The organism is Terriglobus sp. YAF25, assembly GCF_052113305.1.
Taxonomy (GTDB): Bacteria; Acidobacteriota; Terriglobia; order Terriglobales; family Acidobacteriaceae; genus Terriglobus.
Genome location: NZ_JBFRCY010000990.1, coordinates 1 through 1283, shown reverse-complemented (window position 1 = coordinate 1283; position 1283 = coordinate 1). Strand labels below are relative to the sequence as shown.

Here is a 1283-nt window from a genome sequence, read left to right as displayed (position 1 = left end):
GGCCCCGACCGTCAGACTTTGGTTGCGGACCCAAAATGGAACCGTATTTTCGCCGTACGCGGTATCTCGCGGGGCCAGCAGCCGGAAACCTCGGACGGGCAAAAGAACCAGGATTTTATTGTGGCCTCGTAGAAATCGGCACTCCCGGTTCGACGTTTAGGTAGAACGACCAATTTGGTTGGAATCGATAATAGGAGAAAGCTATGCGTTTCATGATGATCGTGATCCCAAAGGGCTATGAAAGTGCAGCTCCAAATGCTATCCCAAGCGCCGAAGCAGTGGCCAAGATGATGGAGTACAACAGGAGTCTGCAGAAGGCCGGCGTGCTGTTGGCGCTCGATGGGCTCCTGCCTCCTTCGACCGGGGCACGTATTTCCTACACCGACGGCAAAGCTACGGTTACAGATGGACCTTTCGCCGAAGCTAAAGAGGTCGTTGGGGGCTACTGGATCATTCAGGTGCGGTCGCGGGAGGAAGCGATTGAATGGGCCAGGCGCGCGCCGATGGCAAACAACGAGATCATCGAAGTGCGTCAAATTCAAGAGATGAGCGATTTTCCCGAGGACATTCAGAAGGCAGCGGAAGGCTTCGAGACTCTGACGAATACCGTGGCCGTCAAAGCATGAGCAAAATCCATCAGACGATTGAGGCGGTGTGGAAGATTGAATCCACCCGCCTTATCGCGGGGATTGCACGCGTTACCCGCGACGTCGGCCTTGCGGAGGAATTGGCGCAGGATGCGCTCGTCGCGGCTCTCGAGCAATGGCCGGAAGAAGGTATCCCGGAAAAGCCTGGGGCATGGCTGATGACGGCAGCCAAACGTCGCGCCATTGACTATTTACGTCGCGGACAAATGCTCGACCAGAAACACGGAGAGATCGCCCGGGAAATTGAGTTCCAACAACAACAGTTGTCGGACGCATTGGACAGAGCCCTGGACCAGGTCATCGACGACGATGTCCTGCGCCTTATCTTTACTGCCTGCCATCCGGTTCTCGCAATGGAAGGCCGTGTCGCACTTACGTTGCGGCTGATCTGCGGACTCACCACAGCCGAGATTGCCCGGGCTTTCCTGGTGCCGGAGAAGACTCTGGGCCAGCGGATCTTTCGCGCCAAGAGGACTCTCACCGAAGCCCATGTTCCCTTTGAGACTCCGCGTGGAGATGAGCTGCGCAGAAGAGTGGAGTCCGTACTTTCGGTCGTCTACCTGATCTTCAATGAGGGATATACGGCAACCTCAGGCGAGGAGTGGATGCGGGTCGCACTCTGTGACGACGCATTGC

Annotated in this window: 2 protein-coding genes; both read left to right on the top strand. The window is 56.7% G+C overall.

Annotation, left to right across the window (positions count from 1 at the left end):
• Positions 1-203 precede the first annotated feature (203 nt).
• Positions 204-626: a YciI family protein gene (locus tag AB4043_RS25900; RefSeq protein ID WP_442299710.1), complete on the top strand. Its 423-nt coding sequence runs from the start codon at positions 204-206 to the stop codon at positions 624-626.
• On the top strand, positions 623-1283 hold a 661-nt coding region (locus AB4043_RS25895; RefSeq protein ID WP_442308573.1), incomplete at its 3' end, for an RNA polymerase sigma factor. The genes AB4043_RS25900 and AB4043_RS25895, both read left to right, overlap by 4 nt.

Bases quoted from the DNA above. Each gene is read 5' to 3' on its own strand.
- AB4043_RS25900 (WP_442299710.1), top strand. From the start codon at position 204: ATGCGTTTCATGATGATCGTGATCCCAAAGGGCTATGAAAGTGCAGCT.